Origin of the sequence: Paenibacillus algorifonticola (genome assembly GCF_000971975.1) — a bacterium.
In the GTDB taxonomy this organism is placed as follows: domain Bacteria; phylum Bacillota; class Bacilli; order Paenibacillales; family Paenibacillaceae; genus Pristimantibacillus; species Pristimantibacillus algorifonticola.
On record NZ_KQ040787.1, the window covers coordinates 1 to 18,362 of the forward strand.

Consider the following 18,362-nt stretch of genomic DNA (forward strand, 5'->3'; position numbering starts at 1 on the left):
AATTCAGGACCAAGGCCGCTTAACTAATCTTTATTTTTTATACTGTCTACTTGACGGGGTGCAGTTCATAGGCGAAGCAGCCCTTTTCGTCTTTCATTCTTTTTCATCCATTTTCATTATCGTCCATCATCTACTGGATGTTTCCTTAACCATGCAATATAAATCCTAAAACATTGTTATATCTCCGCATGGCTCCAGAAAGCTACAATAGCTTTTGTAACCGCTAACAATTCACAAGAAGAAGGTTAAATGGAGGGGAAGCTATTGAAACAAAGAGCGATGCGGAGGTGGAATTTTAAGCTTGCTTGGCCGTTGCACGTCATGCTCATTCCGGGTATTGTCCTTGTTCTGATCTTTTCATATTTGCCCATGCTGGGACTCGTCATGGCCTTTCAGGATTACAAGCCGCAGCTTGGATTTTTGGAATCCGAATGGATCGGGCTGGAAAATTTCAAGCTGATGTTTGAATATCCGGACGCAAGGCAAGTCATTTGGAACACGCTGCTGATCGCGGGCATCAAAATTGTAGCGCATCTCATCGTTCCATTCGTTTTTGCGCTGCTGCTGAATGAAGTACGTAAAATGCTGTTTAAACGGTTTGTTCAAACGCTCGTATATTTGCCCCACTTTTTGTCTTGGGTCATTCTGGGGGGCATTTTACTCGATATGCTCTCTACAGATGGCGGGCTTGTCAATCAGCTGCTTGGGGTGTTTGGGATCGAGCCGATTTTTTTCCTTGGCGATGGGAATTGGTTTAGATTTACGGTCATTGTCAGCGATGTATGGAAGGATTTTGGCTTCTCGACCATTATCTTTCTAGCGGCGCTTGCGGGCGTTAATCCCGAGTATTATGAAGCGGCGCTCATTGATGGAGCGAATCGCTGGCGTCAGACGCTTTCGATTACGATTCCAGCTATTTTGCCCATTACGATTGTGGTCGCGATCTTATCCCTTGGCAACGTTTTGAATGCCGGCTTCGATCAGATTTTTAATCTATACAACCCGCTTGTTTATGAAAAAGGAGATATCATCGACACCTATGTTTACAGAGTAGGTTTGCTAGGCGGCGATTTTGGTTTCGGTACAGCGGTAGGCGTGTTCAAATCGCTAGTTAGCTTCATTTTGATTATTATTTCATACAGGCTAGCCTACAAGCTGGCCAATTATCGAATTTTTTAAGGGGGGAGCGGCATGTTTCATCGTTCAATATCTTATCGTATTTTCTCTATATTTAACGCTGTTTTCCTAGCCTTGTTGTCCTTTATTTGTATAGCACCGCTCCTTCATGTGCTTGCGGTATCGTTCAGTACCTCTACGGCAGCCGATGCCAATTTGGTTAAGCTATGGCCGGTCGGTTTTTCCCTAGACGCCTATAAGGCTACATTGTCGAATGTTTTTTTTATCGGCTCCTTTGGAAACTCAATTATTCGAACGGTGCTTGGCACAGCGATTGCGCTCTCCTTGTCGATTCTGATTGGCTACGCTTTGTCCAAAGAGAGCTCAGAATTCAGGGGCAGAAATATGTATGCATGGTTTTTCATATTTACAATGCTGTTTAGCGGCGGGCTGATTCCCGGTTATATCGTTGTACAAAAGCTGGGACTGCTGAATACGGTATGGGCACTTGTTCTTCCGGGAGCGGTTAGCGTTTATAATACGATTTTGCTGATGAATTTTTTCCGCACATCGGTCCCGAAAGCGCTGGAGGAAGCGGCGTTTATAGATGGAGCAGGCCACTTTCGCGCATTATGGCAAATTTATTTGCCGATATCGCTCCCATCGCTGGCAACGATCGGCCTCTTTACAATGGTTGGTCATTGGAACGCTTGGTTCGATGGACTTATTTATATGACTCATACCGAAAAGTATCCTATGTCTACGCTTTTGCAGACGATTGTAGTCCAGCGGGACTTAAGCAGCATGAGCGTCAATGCGGATGAAATGAAGGAGCTATCGAACCGAACCGTGAAAACGGCGCAGATTTTTATTGCCACCCTGCCGATTATTATCGTTTATCCGTTTCTGCAAAGATTTTTCGTTAAAGGGATAGTGCTTGGTTCCGTGAAGGAATAGAACAAGCGTTAGCTGCATGGATAGTGTGAAAGCTAAACAATTAAATAAGGGGAGTGTCCACAATGAATAAAAGCTGGAGAAAAACGACCGCTTTATGGAGCGTTTTAATGCTGGGTATGACTGCTATGACAGCGTGCTCATCGGCAGTAAATAAGGAAGCGTCAAGCAATGCGTCGCAGACGCAAGCTGTGGCCATCGCAGATGATGCGATCAAAGCGGGCAAATATGAGGAGCCGGTTAAAATCAATATCGTTCGTCAGATGACCTCTGACGTCAAATTCCGTGACGGGGAAGACATCAACAATAATCCTCATGTCCAGTGGGCCAAGGATACGTTCAATATTGATCTCAATTATTTATGGACGGCCGACAGCAGCGCGATTGATACGAAAATCCGCTTGATTTTGTCCGCAAACGAGGATCTTCCAGATATTATTCAATATCGGGGCTCCCAGGATGTTGTTGACGCATTAATTGACTCTGGCAAGTTCGCTGAGGTTGGAGACCTGTTCGACAAATATGCGGGGGATGCCTACAAAGCAGCGATGGCGGAGGACGAAACGGTCTGGTATCCTTATGTTCGTGATGGAAAGCGGTACGCGCTTCCGATTCTCGATTACTCCAATAATAATGACACCGTTTTATGGATCAGGGATGATTGGATGAAAAAGTTGAATTTGAAGGCGCCGCAAACGATCGAAGAGATGGAAAAGATGATGGAGCTGTTCACGAGTGGTGATCCAGACGGCAATGGCAAGAAGGACACCGTAGGGCTGGCTGTTGGCTTGAAAAATGGCATGAACACATGGGGACTGGCAGATGCGGACTTCCTGTTCGGCGCTTACGGTGCGATGCCGGGGCAGTGGAATTTGGATGCCGCTACAGGCAAGCTTGTTTACGGCTCGATTGGGCCGGAAGTGAAGACGGTGCTTGCGAAGCTGAAGGAGTGGATGGAGAAGGGCTACATTCACAAGGAAGCGGGATTGCATGATGAGGGCAAGGCTGCTGAATTATTTTCATCAGGCAAGGCTGGAATCGTTGCTGCTCCCTATTGGGCTGGAGGCTGGCCGCTGCCAGCGGTTAAAGAGGTGGATAAAAATGCCGACTACAGTGCATACCCTCTGCCTGCGGGGCCGGATGGGAAAATTGGACGCAGCAAATCGGGTACGGGCAATGGGGTTGTTTTAATCAATAAGGACTTCAAGCACCCGGAAGCATTTTTTATGTATGCCAACCTTTTATATGAGCAGCAGGGCAATCCGCAGGCGGGAAGTCCGTTTGAATACGGTTTTAAAGAGGGCTATGATTTTATGCTGCAGGATGGGAAGCCGGTCTGGGATGGAGACAAGTTTCCGGCTGACAAGCCGCTTATGAATGTTGAGAAATATACGCTGCTGTTTGATGGAGCCCGCATCCCCTCTCTGGTCATGAAGACGATGAGCGATCTGGCGAGTGGCAAGGAGCCGGCGACGGCGTTCGAGCAGAAGCAGTCCAGAGAGCCGGATAAAAATATTAACGCGGGTGCTGTCAACTACAGCCAGCGGGAATATGCGATGCCTAATTTGTATATTGGCTCTCCAACCAAAACCTACAAGAAGCGCTGGGATTTCCTGAACAAAAGCGAAAAGGAAACGTTTAATAAAATCATTTATGGCGGCAGTCCGATTGATGCCTTTGACGCATTCGTCACGCAGTGGAAAGCTTCTGCTGGGGATACCATTACGGAAGAGGTTAATGAATGGTATGCTACTGTTCAAAAATAAGTAATCCAACATAACGTCAAGTACGCAAGAGAAGCGTCCGTTCCCTGAGGAGGGGAATATGGCGCTTCTCTTTCTCAGGAAGGAAGGCTCCGTAATGGAGAAATCAAATATTTTCAAAAAAATATTAGCCATTATGGGGCTGCTGCTCATCCCTATTATCGGCTTGTATTCCTATTCGAACCAAATAAGCATTAAGGTCGTAGAGGAGCAAATCAGGCAAAACAGCGGGGACAAGCTTTCTTTTTTCGTTCAGCAGATTGATGCTGAATTCGATCAGTATATGATTTCAGTCAATAATTTAGCCATTGAGCCACTAGTACGAGCATTTATAACACTGCCCTCCTCCAGCACGAATTCCGAGCTGTTTGAGGCCAAGCTGAGCGTGCAGGAGGATCTGGAGATTAAAGGGAAGGCAGGCATTCTGCAGCGCGCTTATACGTTATATGCGCCGCGTTCAGGGGAAGTGGTCAGTACGCACGGTTCTATTTCCTATAAGCAAATGTTTGTCGATACGGTGCATAAAGGTGAGCTTAAGCCTTTCATTTGGACTTACTCGGTGGAGGACAACAGCCGGATACCGAACGCTTTCGTTTATCGGATTGTGGAGCCACTGTTCGTTTATGAGGAGCTTGAGCAGGCTCTGGCGACCCTTTTTTATATCATGAAAATGACGCCCCAATCGTTGCGCGTACAGCGGACATGGAGCGAATTAATGAACTGCTGCCTTTGTTTGAGAAGTATAAGGAGGAGGTCAAGCAAGGGACTTTTCTGGCATCGCTGCAAAATAAAAAGTATATGATCCTTTACGCTAAATCGGAGGCTACAGGATGGTATTTAATCGAATATATGCCGCTGGAGAGCATTCTTTCTCCGATAACCTCCAGCCGAAATTGGTTCTGGCTCTCGCTCAGTCTAATTTTGCTCATAAGCGTGTTATCCGCATTTTTGCTTTATCGTAATGTCCAGGTCCCGATCCGGGAGCTGTATTTGGCCGCCAAGCGGCTGCGCAGGGGTGATTATGCTGTACGCGTCGGCAGCCGCAAGCATGACGAATTCGGTTATTTATTTGAGCAGTTCAATATGATGAGCGAGCAAATCCAGCATTTAATCAACAGCATTTATGCGGAGAAGCTGCGTGCCAGAGAAGCTACGCTGAAGCAGCTGCAATCGCAAATTAATCCTCATTTCCTGTATAATTGCTTATTTTTCATTAAAAATATGACGCGCATTGGCGAACGGAACGCGGTAATGGCGATGGCGGTCAAGCTTGGCGACTATTACCGCTATACGACCCATGTAGATCAGCAGGAAACGACGCTGCGCGAGGAAATCAAGCTGATCGACAACTATTTGTCGATTCAAAATATGAGAATGGACCGCATCCACTTCCAAATTGAAATTCCGGATGCCATGCTGGAGCTAAAGCTGCCAAGGCTGATTGTACAGCCGATTATTGAAAATGCCATTATTCATGGCATAGAGCCAAGAGAAGGGGCAGGCATGATTAGGGTTACTGGCTTAATCGACGAGCAAGGATATGAAATTGTATGTGAAGATGATGGTGTGGGTCTCAGTGAGCAGGAGCTGCTGCGGCTGCGGCAGAAAATAAGCTCTAATGCAGGGCTCGACGAGGGCTGCGGCCTGCGCAATGTCCATCAGCGGCTTGTTCATAAATACGGCGGAGCGTCTGGCCTTACATTGGAACAGTCCACTGAAGGGGGCCTTCGCGCAACGATTAGATGGATTGTTCTCTTAAGCGAGCGTGAGTGAGTGAGTGAGTACGTGCTTGAGCAAAGGCTGCACTCGACCCTGCAATCATTTCAGGAAAAAGGAGATTCGGCCATGTACCAGCTCTTGATCGTTGATGATGAACGTTCGGTAGTTGAGGGGGTTGCGGCGACGCTGCTTGAATATGAAATGGCTGATGTTGAAATTCATAAAGCTTTTTCAGCTTCAGATGCGCTGGCGATTATGCGCAAATACCCAATTGATCTGATGATTACGGATATACGGATGCCGGGCTTTTCCGGTATAGAGCTCATGGAGCGCGTGCGGAAAACGTCTGGCTCGACCGCCATCATTTTGCTGACAGGCTATGCCGAATTTGAATATGCCAAGCAGGCGCTATTGAGCGGTGCCTCGGATTATTTGCTTAAGCCGGTCAACGATGAGGACCTGATTAGCGCGGTAAAGAAAGCATTTCAAGCTGTGCAGAAGGAATGGGAAGCAGCCGTATCGCGTGATAACACACAGCGGGCATTAAGGGAAAACTTGCCGCTGCTGCAGCGAGACTTGCTGATTGATTTGCTTCAAAATCGATCAATTACACCTGCTGCTTTAGAAAATAGGCTCCAGAAGCTCTCGCTTCCTTTCTCGCCGGAGCATTCTGTTAGTCTGCTGCTGATCCGACTAGAGGAGCCTTTTATTCAATATGAGTACAATGATCGGGCCTTGCTCGAATATGCAGTCTGCAATATTGCACAGGAAGTGCTGAGAGATTTTTATCAAATATGGATGTGCAAGGATTCCCGCGACTATTTGGCTGTTGTGGTTCAGGCATTGGATGGGAAGGACAGCATGACTGGCGGAATGGCGGAGCAAGAGCTTGGTCGCCGATGCTTGCATATTCAGCAGCAGGTACAGCGTTATTTGAATGGGGCGGTATCGATTGTCATAAGTGCTTGGGGAAGATTTCCCAACCATTTGTCTTCCTCCTATCATCATGCGCTTACAGCTTATCTCAAGCATATTGGATCCGGCAGGGGATTGCTTCTTCCGCTCGGCGAGCAGCGGGTGATGGCGCCTGTCCGTACATTCAAGCATTTGTATGAGCCGCCGCTGCTGCCTGATCTGCTGGAGTCGGGAAGATGGGATTCCTTCATGGAAAAGCTAAACTTGATTTTCGACGAGCTTGAGAACGATTTCGACGGTTCCGCTGAGCATTCATTGGAGGTCTATTGTGCCGTTACAGGCACTCTGAGCTTTATTGCGCATAAAAGCGGGTATGGGCTGTTCGATTTTTTTGAACTAGGAGAGCCGCATATGATGGCATTCGAATCTTTAGGGCAGCAGAGGCTGCTGCGGGATAAGCTGGTTCGATTGGCGGAGAAAATACGCGGAGAACTGGAAAACGAAGCAATGGACAGCCACTCCAGGCTCATAAAGAAGGTGCAGCGGTTTATTGAAGACCATCTTGCTCATACGATTTCCCTGACGATGATTGCTGAGCATGTTTTTCTCCATCCCGTGTACCTATCCCAAATCTATAAAGCGGTAACCGATGAAAGCTTGAGCGAGTATATGCAGCGAATACGGATGGAGAAATCAGCCTATTGGCTTCGAAACTCAAAGCTGAAAATTTATGAAATCGGCAGTAAAGTCGGCTATCAGAATGCGCCTTATTTTATCAAAGTATTCAAGAAGGTGTATGGCATGACCCCGCAGGAATATCGGGAGCTTCATTCAGTATAAGCTGCGGCGTCTCTTGCAGAAAATGAAATAGTTCGTAACAGCAACAACGCGCGCCGGTTGAGTACCGGCGCGCGTTGGCTGCTTTTAGTCTAGCACAAAATTTCGGCTACAGCTCTGCTTTCAAAGCAATAGGTTTCACGAAAAAGATGACACCAACGGCTCCAATAATCGCTAATGCTCCTGCAGTCAGGAAGGCGCTGGTGAAATGTCCCGTATACTGCACGATAAACCCGGTAACGGTAGGTGCGATAATACCTGAAATATTCGCTAAGGCATGAACAAATCCGGTTACGCCTCCGACTTTATCGCCTTTGACATTGTCTGATATGATCGACCAGTAAGAGGTGGAGGTCATATACATAAAGAAAATGCCACAAGCCATTAAAGTTACAGCGCTAACTGGCGTTTGAACTAATCCAGCAAATGCGATACAGATGGAGGAAAGCAATAAACCGCTTACAAGAACGATTTTGCGAGAGAGTAATAATTTATTAGTTTTTCGATATAAATAGTCGGATAAAACCCCGCTTAATAACAACCCGCAAAAGCCAACCAGCCATGGAATAGTGGAAGCGATACTCATTTCCTTGATGCTCAGTCCTTTATCCATTGACAGATAGCTAGGGAACCAAGTCATAAAGAAATAGAGAATGTAGTTGAATCCGAAAAAGGCTAATGCTGTAAAAAGAATAGTCGGCTGTTTAATAAAATAAGAAAGCGATACTTTTTCACCCTTGCTGTCTTTAGAATTTGCAAAAGCAGCAGTCGGCTCTTGCATCTCATCTATTTCTTCTTGGGCTGCCTTCGGATGCTGGGAAGGCTTGTCTGTGACCAGCTTCATCCAGAACACTGTCCAAATTAGGCCTATTACCGCAAGTACGATGAAAGAAAGCTTCCAGTGCCAGTACAAGGCGATAATGCCAACGATCGGTCCGGCTAATGCTCCGCCTAGCGGATTTCCGGAGAAAGAAATGCCGACAGCTCTAGCGCGCTGCTTGGCAGGAACCCAGTTGCTGATTGTTTTATTGGTTGCCGAGCCCAAAGGCCCTTCACCCAGCCCGAATAGCATCCGAATAATAAAGAGGGACACAAAGTTGAATGCCGCAATGGTCAGTCCACAGAAGATGGACCAGATAGTCATAGAGGCTCCGAATATTTTTCTAGGGCCATAAATATCAGAGAGGTATCCGCCAACAAAATTAAACAGCGCGTAGCCAATAGAGAAGCTGCTGAAAATAAAACCGAGCTGGATGCTGTCAATCCCGTACTCCTCTGTAATAAACGGCGCCGCAACCGAGAAGGCAGCACGGTCGACATAGTTGATAACTCCTGCGAGGAATAGCATAAGGACCACGAACCAACGAATCTTTTTGAACATAGTGGCTCTCCCCTAACTGGATGAAGTAATTACAAGGCTGTTACACACCGGAATAAGCCATAAAGCCGCCATCTACTGGCACCGTAATGCCGGTGACAAAACCGGACTTTGTCTCATCGACAAGCCAGAGCAGGGTACCCAGCAGATCCTCTGGTTTTCCGAAGCGGCGCATGGGAGTATGGGTAATAATTTTGTTGGAACGCTCGGTGAGCGATCCATCCTCTTGAAGCAGCAGATTGCGGTTTTGATCGGTCAGGAAAAAGCCTGGTGCGATGGCATTTACCCGAATGCCTGCATCGGCCAGATGGACCGCAAGCCACTGGGTCACATTATCGATTGCTGCTTTTGCTGCACTGTAGGCCGGAACTTTGGTTGCCGGTGTTGGAGCAGCCATGGAGGAAATATTAATGATAGTAGCCCCCGGACGCTGAAGCATCGATTTTCCGAAAATTTGCGAAGGTATCCACGAGCCTAATAAGTTTAAATCTACAACATAGCTGAACCCTTCGGGCGTTATATCGAAAAAGCTGGTGACATCCTTATTGTCGACATCTTCCTGACGAAATGTTTCAAAGGTTGTATTGCCTTTCGGGTGTCCGCCTCCTGCACCATTAATGAGAATATCGCACGGGCCAAATGCCTCTTCAACTTGATGTCGGGCCTTCTCAACACTTGCAGCATCGGTTACATCGCAGCCAACAGCGATAGCTGTTCCACCTGCTTCACGGATGCGCTCGGCAACGGCTTGGCCTTTCGCCTCTGTCCGGTTCAAGATGGCGACCCGGACGCCATGACGGCCCAGCTCTTCAGCCATCGCTCCGCACAAAATGCCGCTGCCCCCTGTAATGACAGCTACTCGTCCTTGCAATAGCGTTTGTTGCTCTTCCATCGCTTATTCCTCCAATGAGTCAAATTTAGAGCAGGCCCCTCATAAAATGATGCGCGCCAGTTGCCGCTTCTACGGGGGTTGGCAAGCTAAGGCATTCGACGGAAAGGGCGCCGCTGTATCCAATCTCTTTTAAGGCGCTTATCGTTTCGCTAAAATCATAATGCCCTTTGCCAGGGTATCGCCTGTTGCTGTCAGCGATATGCACATGGCCGATCCGTTTGCCAGCCTTTTTAATATTTGCTCCAGCCGAATCTTCCTCCATATTCATATGAAAGGTGTCGATATGAATTTTAAGCCGTTCGGAATGGAAGCGGTCTACGAAAATAATGCTTTCCTCAATCGTATTTAGGAAATCGCTTTCATAACGATTGACAGCTTCTACGACGAGCGTCACTTCAGCCTGCTCCGCAGCTGCAATGCAAGTGAGCATTGCTTCGTTCAACAGCTGATGGTAATGCTGCCCATCGCCGTTGTCTTTGATGATGCCTTTGATAAGGCCAATAATAACGACGCAGTCCAGCTTGCTGGCAAATTGGATAAACGAGAGCATGCGCTTAATCGCTTCTTTGCGGACGTCAGCATCCGGGTGGGTAAGGGTAATGCGGTCCCTTAGAAAAGCAAGCCCCGTGCCGATCGAAGAAACGGAGACGCCATGCAGCGAGCATGCGGTTTGTATAGCCTCCAAATTTACTTCGCTAGGGTCGGCGATATGCAGCTCGACCGCATCATAGCCAATTTCCGCTGCTTTTTTTATAGAGGCCTCAAAATTTCCACGAAGCACGAAGGGGGCTGCTTGTGACGCTTCCTGAACAATCGTAACGGCTAACTTCATCGCTATTCACCCCTTACACTTTGATAATGGCTTTAATGACGCCGCTGCTAGGGTCCAGCCAATGGTTGAATGACGCAATGGCTTGATCGAAATCCGCTTGGTGCGTAATAAAAGAGTCGGCATCCAGTTTATTTTGCCGCAAGCAATCAATAACATAATCGAATTCTTCGGAGGTTGCAGCCCTACTGCCAAGCAGCGTCAGTTCCTTTTTATGAAAATCCGGGTCATTAAACGTAATATCGCCTTGTACCAGGCTTACAAATACGACATTGCCGCCATGAGCCGCGTATTTGAACGCATTCATCATAGATTGGGCATTGCCCGTTGCATCTATGACCGATGTCGGCAAATCGCCTCCTGTTATGCGCTCAAGCTCTTGCACCACATCGTCTCCGGCTTTCACGACATGGTCAACTTCCGCCCATTTGCGGCAGAACGCCAGCCTTTCCGCATTTATATCAAGAGCGATGACTTTGGCGCCTGCCAGCTTGGCAAACTTCATTACCGCAAGCCCGATGGGTCCCGCGCCCAGCACAAGCACCCACTCATCCGCCTTGACGCCTGCACGGTTCACGCCATGAAGGCCGATGCTCATCGGCTCGATGATGACCGTCTGCTCAAGCGTCAGGCCATCTGCTTTTTTCAAATGATGGATGGGAACCGAAATATATTCTCGCATTGCGCCATCAACATGACAGCCGATGACCTTGAGCTCATTGCAGGCATTGGGCTTGCCGCGACGGGAAGCGATGCTGTTCTCGTTGAATAAGTAGGGGATAACGGTCACATTATCGCCCGCCTTGATGCCGTAGGCATTATTTTCAATTTCAACGACTTCCGCTGCAATTTCATGGCCAAGAATACGGGGATATTCGAAATAAGGCTGTTTGCCCCGGTAAGCATGATAATCGGTTCCACAAACCCCGATATAATGAACCTTGAGCAAAGCCTCGCCTTGCCCGCGAACAGGCATTTCTGTATCAATCAAATCGAACTGCTCCGGTTTTGTGCATATAATGGTTTTCATCTGAATCCCTCCATGCGATGGGTTAAATGAACATCTCTTTATACTTTTCAAAAAAGAGCTCGCGTTCCTTCTCCAGCATCCTTAAATGTTCTCTAAGCAGAAGTCCGCTCAACTCGGAATCGTTGCTTTTAATCGCTGCGAAAATCTTCTCGTGATATTCAATAGCTGCTTTCTCATGGTGAGCTTCCTGCAGCTCCAAATATCGAACACGATTTAAATGTGCCCTCATGTCGTTGACAATAGCCAGCAGCGTCTGGTTGCCCGACAGTTTAATAATGGCGTTATGAAAGTCCTCATCCAGCTGCATAAACCGGATATAATCCTGCTCAATAACAGATTCTTTCTGTTCTTCAATAATGGAGGCAATCATTTTATCTGCCTGCTTGAAAATATCCTCGGAATCATCCCACAGCTCGGCTACTTTTACAAAAGCGGTATATTCCAGACTTTCCCGCACGAGCTGCGCTTCTTTGACCTTCTGGGTCGACAAGTCCGCAATACGCGCTCCGCGCTGCGGCAAAATGCTGATCAGCTCCTCCTGAGCGAGCATGAAGAAAGCTTGTCTGACCGGAGTACGGCTTAGGCCAAACTCTGTCGCAAAATTATTTTCATATACCATCTCGCCGGGCTTTAATTGAAGGGACACGATCCGGCTCCTAATTTCCTGATAAATGACCTCGGCTAGTGTTTGTCTTTCCGGAAGCTTCAAACGGCTTGACATCATAAATTCCTCCTCATTGCATGCTTTACCTGATAGCTCAGTATAAAGCTATTTGCTTCCGCCCGTAAATGTTTTGCGGACAATCGAGGAATTTGATTCATAAGCTTTAAGGGCATTGCGGTCAAAAATTATGCCGTGTCCCGGAGTGGGAGGAGGCGTGCCGATTCCATTCACGACTTCAATCGGATTTTCCAGCAGGCCAAGCTCGGTTAATGAGCCGCCGGTAACATTTTCAAGCATATAGCTGTTTTGAACACCGCACAGCAGCTGCAGGGAAAGCTCCATCATGAAATGCGGCGCCATCAAGCGGCCAAAGGCGTTCGACAGATGGGCGATTTTATGCCACTCGGTAATACCGCCTACAAATGCGACATCAGCTTGAATGATATCGGCGGCATCTGCTTTCAAATACTCAAGAAACTGATTTTTGCTGTAGAGGCTCTCACCGAGTGCAATAGGCGTTTTTAACGAACGTTTTAAATTCGAATGGCCTTGAATGTCTTGATAAAGCATTGGCTCTTCGATCCAGCCGAGATTTAGCTCATCAAGCTTGGCGCCGTTCTGGATAGCTTCTGCGGCATTCCATTTTTGATTTAAATCGACAAGCACCTTGCCGGTCTTGCCCAGCTTTTCCTGCACCCGGACGATTCGCTCAATATCTTCGTTAATATCGTCCTTGCCGATTTTAATTTTTACCGTGCGATAGCCTTGAGCCACATAATCATCCACGCGGGCAAGCAGGTCTTCGATCTTATCGGTTCGACTGAGATTGATTTCGCTAATATAGGCAGGAATGGAAGGGCGGGCGCCGCCAAGCAGCTTGTACAGCGGTTGTCCGTAGTGCTTGCCCATCAAGTCCCATACGGCAATATCAATCGCAGCAATCGCCATGGAATTGACCCCGAGTCCGAGCCTGCGGGATTGCCTGGTCAGCTTATTCCAAATTTCTTCATAATTAAGCGGGTCCATGCCGACAACCAAATTGGCCAGATAATCCTCGATGAGCCCCTTGATGACGGTTCCTCCGATATCCACGCTGTAGCTGATGCCAGTTCCGATGAGCCCCGAGTCCGTATGCAAATCGACAAGCACGAATTCCAGGCTTTGCACCTTATTGGTGGCATCTTCCCATGGGACGCTAGGAGGAAGACGGTAAACGCTTGCATAAACGCCTATAATTTTCAACGAGCATCTTCCCTTTCTGAGTGTCATTCATTTCTGCAGCTTTAGGATACTAATAAACTTGGATACTAGTCAACAACTTTTTTGAATGAGCCATCATTAAGGAGGGAACAAATGAGGAAAACAGCCGAAAAAAGTCCAGCTGCGGTCAGGGATAACCTCATGCCATACTGGTGCTTCATATGTGTCAACTTTTCTAATTCATGCTTAGAATTCGATTTTTTGTGACATAAACGTCTGAAATATGTTCCTTTGGCATGGCATAATCGGGAAGGAAGGTTTTGTTTTCTGCTTGAAATATAGGAAAGTATATGATTTCGCCATACTTTCTCTATATTTCTCGGACTGAAACGCGCCACGCCGCCAGAGATCGGCGATAGCCGTTTCACCTTGAAATATAGGAAAGTATATGATTTTTCATCCTTTCTCTATATTTCTCGGACTGAAACGCGCCACGCCGCCAGAGGACGGCGATAGCCGTTTCACCTTGAGGATGAAGCATATTTGTAGGAGGAAGAAGCGATGAGTAAAAGGGAACAGGAGCGATCTCTTAAGCTGCTGCCAGACAAAAACTATACGCCGTTGATTGCGATTTTGACCGTTGTGATCGTGGGGCTTGTGACGGTGCTGTTTTTTCTGCCGGCCTATGACGGGGAGCTTGGCTTCAATGTGAAATTGCTGCCGCTGCTTAATGCGGTATTTAACTGCTTTACGTTTATTGCTCTGGTCGTTGCTTTAGTTGCGATTATCAAAAAGAACATCAAGCTGCATCGCCGTTTTATTGGAGCGGCATTCGTCTCGACGACATTATTTCTGGTGTCCTATGTGACCTACCACTATTTGACGGAATCGACGAAATACGGCGGCGAAGGCGCGTTGAAAAGCATTTATTTCTTCGTGCTGATCACGCATATTTTGCTGGCAATCGTCGTTGTGCCGCTGGCGCTCATATCTGTAGCCAGAGGCCTCTCGATGCAGGTGGAGCGCCACCGCAAAATCGCGAGATGGACGATGCCGATCTGGCTATACGTCAGCTTTACGGGCGTTGTCGTGTACTTGATGATATCGCCGTATTATTAAGGAGGAGCGGATTGCCGCTTCGCCATGCAAAAATAAAACCGGGTACGGCCTGTCTCTATAGAGGACAAGCCGTACCCGGTTTTATAATTAAAGGAATATCCGAATGGCATTCGCTATCCATGCTCTTCCATTCAAATCGCTTCGCTCTTAAACATTGCTAAGCAAGGCAAGCCTGGCACATACAGCAAGCCTAGCACTCACGGCAAGACTACAAGCTGCCGCCGCCGAGCCTGCGCCCGATATACTGCTCGTAGGCTTGCGCTACGGCGCACATATCCAGCTCGCTCAGTCCCATCGACTCGCCGACCTGGAACATGCTCTTCGCCGACTCCAGCAGCGGGGTAGGCACGCGCAGGCTGTCTGACAGCACGGAGGACAGCTTGAGGTCCTTGAGCATCAGCTCCAGCGAAAATTGTACATCGTAGTTGGCATTGATCAGCTTAGGGCCTTTCAGCTCAGCGGATTTGCTTGATGCACTGCCTGCTTGCACCAGTTCTAGAAAGGCATTGCTGTCGAGCCCGCCGCTTGCAGCAATTGCCATGCCTTCCGTCAGGGCGACGACGTTGATGCCGACAATTGTATTATGTGCCAGCTTGGCAATGGAGCCGCTGCCGTTTTCGCCCATATAGATGAGCTTGCCGCCCATCGCAAGCATTATGTCATCATTGGCGCCAAGCACCGCCTTGCTGCCGCCAATCATAAATACAAGCGTTCCGGCATCGGCTGCCGGCTTGCTGCCTGTAACCGGGGCATCGAGGAACGAGGCGCCCTTCTGCTCTGCGGTTGCCGCCAGCTCGCGCGCCAGACTTGGCGAGATTGTGCTGCTGTCGATAAGCAGAGTGCCGGAACGGACGGCGCTGAAAATCCCATTTTCACCATAATAAACGTCCCGTATCGCCTGATCATTGCTGATCATCGTAATAACGACGTCGTTTCCACCGGCCGCTTCAGCCGGAGTTAATGCTTCTGTGGCGCCAAGCTCGATAAGCGCTGCCGCTTTTCCGGGTGTGCGGTTGTACACGGTGACGCTGTAGCCTTTGCGCAGCAGGTTCGCCGCCATTCCCATACCCATTACACCAAGTCCGATAAATGCTACTGTTTTCATAGAAAGGTTCCTCCCATGGCTAGCGTTTTCCTTTCATTATACGGCTTCTTCATCAAGATTTCATTGTTATAAGCTTGTTTTTATAGTTTAAATCCGATATTGTAGATTTTGACGCTATACATGATGTTGATTATCGTTGGGGGAAGCTTGAGCCTCGCCGTTAATCGTACGATATTTTAAAAACGGCAGCGATGCCGTTTATATTCCTAAGGAGGCTTATTTGTTTATGAGTAAAACGGTACATTTCGATTACAGCAAAGCACTAACTTTTATTGGGCAAAATGAGATCGACAACTTGACGCAGCAAGTTCGCCTTGCGCATGACCAACTACATAACGGCACGGGTGCAGGCTCTGACTACCTCGGCTGGATTGACCTTCCTGAAAACTATGACAAAGAAGAATTCGCCCGCATCAAGCAAGCGGCTGAAAAAATCAAATCAGACTCCGAAGTGCTGATCGTAATCGGCATCGGCGGTTCATACCTGGGCGCGCGTGCAGCGATCGAAATGCTGTCGCATTCCTTCTATAACCTGCTGCCACATGAGCAGCGCAAGGCGCCGCAAGTGCTTTTTGCCGGCAACAACATCAGCTCCACTTACGTGACGCATTTGACGCAGCTGCTTGAAGGCCGCGACTGGTCGATCAACGTTATTTCCAAATCCGGCACAACGACTGAGCCGGCTATCGCTTTCCGTCTGTTCCGCGAATTGCTGGAGAAAAAATACGGCAAGGAAGCTGCACGCAAGCGTATTTATGCAACGACGGACAAACAGCAAGGCGCGCTCAAAAAGCTCGCAACAGAAGAAGGCTATGAGTCGTTCATCATCCCTGATGACGTTGGCGGCCGCTATTCCGTATTGACAGCTGTAGGCTTGCTGCCAATCGCAGCAGCTGGCGTTGATATTGATGCGATCATGAAAGGCGCGGCTGACGCTGCCAAAGAATACAGCAACCCGAATTTGGCTGAAAATGAAGCCTACCAATACGCGGCTGCCCGCAACTCGCTGTATCGCAAAGGCAAAACAACCGAAATCCTCGTGAACTACGAGCCTTCGCTTCACTTCGTATCGGAGTGGTGGAAGCAGCTGTTTGGCGAGAGCGAAGGCAAGGACTATAAAGGTATCTACCCTTCCTCCGTTGATTTCTCGACAGACCTTCACTCGATGGGTCAGTTCATCCAAGAGGGTAACCGCAACATTTTCGAAACCGTTATTCAAGTGAAAGAAGTGTCCGAACACATTTCCATCGGCCATGACGATGCGGATCTGGACGGCCTGAACTTCCTGACGGGCAAAACGATGGATTTCGTCAACAAAAAAGCATTTGAAGGCACGCTGCTTGCGCATACAGACGGACAAGTTCCTAACTTTATCGTCAACATTGCGGATTTCTCGCCATACACCTTCGGTTACCTCGTTTATTTCTTCGAGAAGGCTTGCGGCATCAGCGGCTACCTGCTCGGCGTAAATCCGTTTGACCAACCGGGCGTAGAAGCATACAAGAAAAACATGTTTGCGCTGCTTGGCAAACCGGGCTACGAGAAGGAGAAAGCGGAGCTGGAAGCGCGCCTGTAGGCGTCGTTCCAGACAGCACTCCTGATGAAGCTTGAACGTTACCGAACGGTTAGGCAGCAGGCCCATGCGGAAATCGTCATCAAGCGCTCCCGTTTTATTGGTTATGCGAGGCCAGTAGAAACCGAGGAAGCAGCGGTGCAGTTTATTGACGAGATCAAGCGGCTGCACAAAACCGCGACGCATAACTGCTCCGCCTATATGGTGGGGGAGCGCGACCAATTCCAGAAGCAGTCTGACGACGGCGAGCCAAGCGGCACGGCGGGCAAGCCGATTTTGGAGGTCATTAAGCACAAGGGTCTCAAAAATATCGCCGTCGTTGTCACCCGCTATTTTGGCGGCACGATGCTAGGCGCCGGAGGACTCGTCCGTGCTTACACGGACGGCGCGGTAGCCGGAATCGAAGCGGCAGACGAGATCGTCAACGTCCTGCACCGTGAGGTGCGGGTTTCCGTTGACTATACGTGGTACGGCAAGCTGGAGAACGAGCTGCACGGCCGTGGCATACGCGTAGGCGGCACGGAGTTTACGGACCGTGTCATCGTCAGCTGTTTGCCGGTGGAGCCGGAGGCGGAAGCTTTCATCGCGTGGATGACGGATTTGACGCAGGGCCAAGCCGAGATAGAAGCAGGCGAGAGCGTCTATTATATTGAGGGCGAATAAAAGCCCGTCATATGCTTTTCAAAAATTACCAAAGAGCACCTTATTCATAACCCATCTGATGGGGAAAATGAATAAGGTGCTTTTTGGCATGGTTTGTTATCTTTTATCTTTTATCTTTTATCTTTTATCTATTATCTTTTATCTTTTTTACTGAGCGGTTTTGGCGATTTTGTTCTGTGATTTTTCAATAGTAGCGGTGAAAAGGGCGGAGCGGAGTGAAAGGTTTGGGAGTGAGAAGCGGAGCGTTCGCCTTTGCCTTTGATTTCTACCGCTGCAACGGTTTAATTCAAAGAAATCAAAGGCAACAGCGATCGAACCCCAAACCTTTCACGCAGCGCAGACCCCATTTCCAGCACACAAGTGAACTCCACAAACAAAAGGCCAATTTAGCATTGACTTGGACTAATATGATCTGCTAAATTGATAATACCAAGTTTGTTAATAGGGATTATCTTTTTTGCTTTATTTTTTCAAAATATAAGCATTTATAAGTTTCACACTTATAGTGGGCTTATATTTCACCCTCGAAACGGTAGCTTTGCCGCCAGAGGACGGCGACAGCCGTTTACGCTTGAAATATAGGAAAGGATATCCTAACGCTATCC

The 18,362-nt window shown here is 48.2% G+C and carries 16 protein-coding genes; 9 read left to right on the forward strand and 7 right to left on the reverse strand.

From position 1 onward, the window contains the following. Nucleotides 1-249: 249 nt before the first annotated feature. The 6 genes from WH37_RS06455 (at nucleotide 250) to WH37_RS06475 (ending at nucleotide 7,307) form a co-directional block, all read left to right on the forward strand. The gene (locus WH37_RS06455; protein ID WP_046229767.1) at nucleotides 250-1,179 is read left to right on the forward strand and encodes an ABC transporter permease; all 930 of its coding nucleotides are present in this window, start codon (nucleotides 250-252) and stop codon (nucleotides 1,177-1,179) included. A 12-nt stretch (nucleotides 1,180-1,191) separates the two neighbouring features. Next, nucleotides 1,192-2,073, forward strand: coding sequence for a carbohydrate ABC transporter permease (locus WH37_RS06460; protein WP_046229768.1), 882 nt, complete (start codon nucleotides 1,192-1,194; stop codon nucleotides 2,071-2,073). Nucleotides 2,074-2,135: 62 nt separating this feature from the next. Beyond that, nucleotides 2,136-3,836 (forward strand): extracellular solute-binding protein, encoded by a 1,701-nt coding sequence (locus tag WH37_RS06465; protein WP_046229769.1) that lies wholly within the window; start codon nucleotides 2,136-2,138, stop codon nucleotides 3,834-3,836. A 94-nt stretch (nucleotides 3,837-3,930) separates the two neighbouring features. Further along, nucleotides 3,931-4,635 carry a hypothetical protein gene (locus tag WH37_RS33395; protein ID WP_143088704.1) on the forward strand — a complete coding sequence of 235 codons (705 nt, stop codon included), beginning with the start codon at nucleotides 3,931-3,933 and terminating at the stop codon, nucleotides 4,633-4,635. Next, nucleotides 4,536-5,606, forward strand: coding sequence for a sensor histidine kinase (locus WH37_RS06470; RefSeq protein ID WP_082110679.1), 1,071 nt, complete (start codon nucleotides 4,536-4,538; stop codon nucleotides 5,604-5,606). The genes WH37_RS33395 and WH37_RS06470 overlap by 100 nt, the downstream gene beginning before the upstream one ends. A gap of 72 nt (nucleotides 5,607-5,678) precedes the next feature. Beyond that, nucleotides 5,679-7,307, forward strand: coding sequence for a response regulator (locus WH37_RS06475; RefSeq protein ID WP_046229770.1), 1,629 nt, complete (start codon nucleotides 5,679-5,681; stop codon nucleotides 7,305-7,307). A 106-nt stretch (nucleotides 7,308-7,413) separates the two neighbouring features. Here the strand turns inward: WH37_RS06475 and WH37_RS06480 are convergent, their stop codons facing one another. The 6 genes from WH37_RS06480 to WH37_RS06505 are packed head-to-tail and all read right to left on the reverse strand — an operon-like array spanning nucleotide 7,414 to nucleotide 13,339. Then, entirely contained in the window at nucleotides 7,414-8,685 is a 1,272-nt protein-coding gene (locus WH37_RS06480; protein WP_046229771.1) for an MFS transporter, read from the reverse strand. Nucleotides 8,686-8,725: 40 nt separating this feature from the next. Next, nucleotides 8,726-9,574: an SDR family oxidoreductase gene (locus WH37_RS06485; RefSeq protein WP_046229772.1), complete on the reverse strand. Its 849-nt coding sequence runs from the start codon at nucleotides 9,572-9,574 to the stop codon at nucleotides 8,726-8,728. A 25-nt stretch (nucleotides 9,575-9,599) separates the two neighbouring features. After that, a complete protein-coding gene (locus tag WH37_RS06490) occupies nucleotides 9,600-10,406 on the reverse strand; it encodes a sugar phosphate isomerase/epimerase family protein (protein ID WP_046229773.1) in 807 nt (268 codons plus the stop codon). A gap of 13 nt (nucleotides 10,407-10,419) precedes the next feature. Next, nucleotides 10,420-11,433: a zinc-binding alcohol dehydrogenase family protein gene (locus tag WH37_RS06495; protein ID WP_046229774.1), complete on the reverse strand. Its 1,014-nt coding sequence runs from the start codon at nucleotides 11,431-11,433 to the stop codon at nucleotides 10,420-10,422. Nucleotides 11,434-11,455: 22 nt separating this feature from the next. Next, nucleotides 11,456-12,157 (reverse strand): GntR family transcriptional regulator, encoded by a 702-nt coding sequence (locus tag WH37_RS06500; protein WP_082110680.1) that lies wholly within the window; start codon nucleotides 12,155-12,157, stop codon nucleotides 11,456-11,458. Between the two features lie 45 nt (nucleotides 12,158-12,202). After that, entirely contained in the window at nucleotides 12,203-13,339 is a 1,137-nt protein-coding gene (locus WH37_RS06505; protein ID WP_052736847.1) for a mandelate racemase/muconate lactonizing enzyme family protein, read from the reverse strand. A 519-nt stretch (nucleotides 13,340-13,858) separates the two neighbouring features. On the opposite strand from WH37_RS06505, the gene WH37_RS06510 reads away from it, so the two are divergent. Continuing rightward, complete coding sequence (locus WH37_RS06510; protein WP_046229776.1) at nucleotides 13,859-14,416, forward strand: DUF420 domain-containing protein; 558 nt, start codon at nucleotides 13,859-13,861, stop codon at nucleotides 14,414-14,416. A gap of 208 nt (nucleotides 14,417-14,624) precedes the next feature. Here WH37_RS06510 and WH37_RS06515 read toward each other — a convergent pair whose 3' ends face one another. Beyond that, a complete protein-coding gene (locus tag WH37_RS06515; protein ID WP_046229777.1) occupies nucleotides 14,625-15,521 on the reverse strand; it encodes an NAD(P)-dependent oxidoreductase in 897 nt (298 codons plus the stop codon). Between the two features lie 226 nt (nucleotides 15,522-15,747). Between WH37_RS06515 and WH37_RS06520 the strand changes: the two genes are divergently transcribed. Both WH37_RS06520 and WH37_RS06525 read left to right on the forward strand, forming a co-directional pair. After that, entirely contained in the window at nucleotides 15,748-17,097 is a 1,350-nt protein-coding gene (locus WH37_RS06520) for a glucose-6-phosphate isomerase (protein ID WP_046229778.1), read from the forward strand. A gap of 24 nt (nucleotides 17,098-17,121) precedes the next feature. Then, entirely contained in the window at nucleotides 17,122-17,757 is a 636-nt protein-coding gene (locus WH37_RS06525; protein ID WP_046229779.1) for a YigZ family protein, read from the forward strand. Nucleotides 17,758-18,362 lie beyond the last annotated feature (605 nt).

Coding starts and splice junctions, on each gene's coding strand:
- WH37_RS06500 (WP_082110680.1), bottom strand. CDS start 12,157: ATGATGTCAAGCCGTTTGAAGCTTCCGGAAAGACAAACACTAGCCGAG.
- WH37_RS33395 (WP_143088704.1), top strand. CDS start 3,931: ATGGAGAAATCAAATATTTTCAAAAAAATATTAGCCATTATGGGGCTG.
- WH37_RS06475 (WP_046229770.1), top strand. CDS start 5,679: ATGTACCAGCTCTTGATCGTTGATGATGAACGTTCGGTAGTTGAGGGG.
- WH37_RS06525 (WP_046229779.1), top strand. CDS start 17,122: ATGAAGCTTGAACGTTACCGAACGGTTAGGCAGCAGGCCCATGCGGAA.
- WH37_RS06465 (WP_046229769.1), top strand. CDS start 2,136: ATGAATAAAAGCTGGAGAAAAACGACCGCTTTATGGAGCGTTTTAATG.
- WH37_RS06520 (WP_046229778.1), top strand. CDS start 15,748: ATGAGTAAAACGGTACATTTCGATTACAGCAAAGCACTAACTTTTATT.
- WH37_RS06485 (WP_046229772.1), bottom strand. CDS start 9,574: ATGGAAGAGCAACAAACGCTATTGCAAGGACGAGTAGCTGTCATTACA.
- WH37_RS06495 (WP_046229774.1), bottom strand. CDS start 11,433: ATGAAAACCATTATATGCACAAAACCGGAGCAGTTCGATTTGATTGAT.
- WH37_RS06470 (WP_082110679.1), top strand. CDS start 4,536: ATGGAGCGAATTAATGAACTGCTGCCTTTGTTTGAGAAGTATAAGGAG.
- WH37_RS06460 (WP_046229768.1), top strand. CDS start 1,192: ATGTTTCATCGTTCAATATCTTATCGTATTTTCTCTATATTTAACGCT.
- WH37_RS06455 (WP_046229767.1), top strand. CDS start 250: ATGGAGGGGAAGCTATTGAAACAAAGAGCGATGCGGAGGTGGAATTTT.
- WH37_RS06480 (WP_046229771.1), bottom strand. CDS start 8,685: ATGTTCAAAAAGATTCGTTGGTTCGTGGTCCTTATGCTATTCCTCGCA.
- WH37_RS06515 (WP_046229777.1), bottom strand. CDS start 15,521: ATGAAAACAGTAGCATTTATCGGACTTGGTGTAATGGGTATGGGAATG.
- WH37_RS06510 (WP_046229776.1), top strand. CDS start 13,859: ATGAGTAAAAGGGAACAGGAGCGATCTCTTAAGCTGCTGCCAGACAAA.
- WH37_RS06490 (WP_046229773.1), bottom strand. CDS start 10,406: ATGAAGTTAGCCGTTACGATTGTTCAGGAAGCGTCACAAGCAGCCCCC.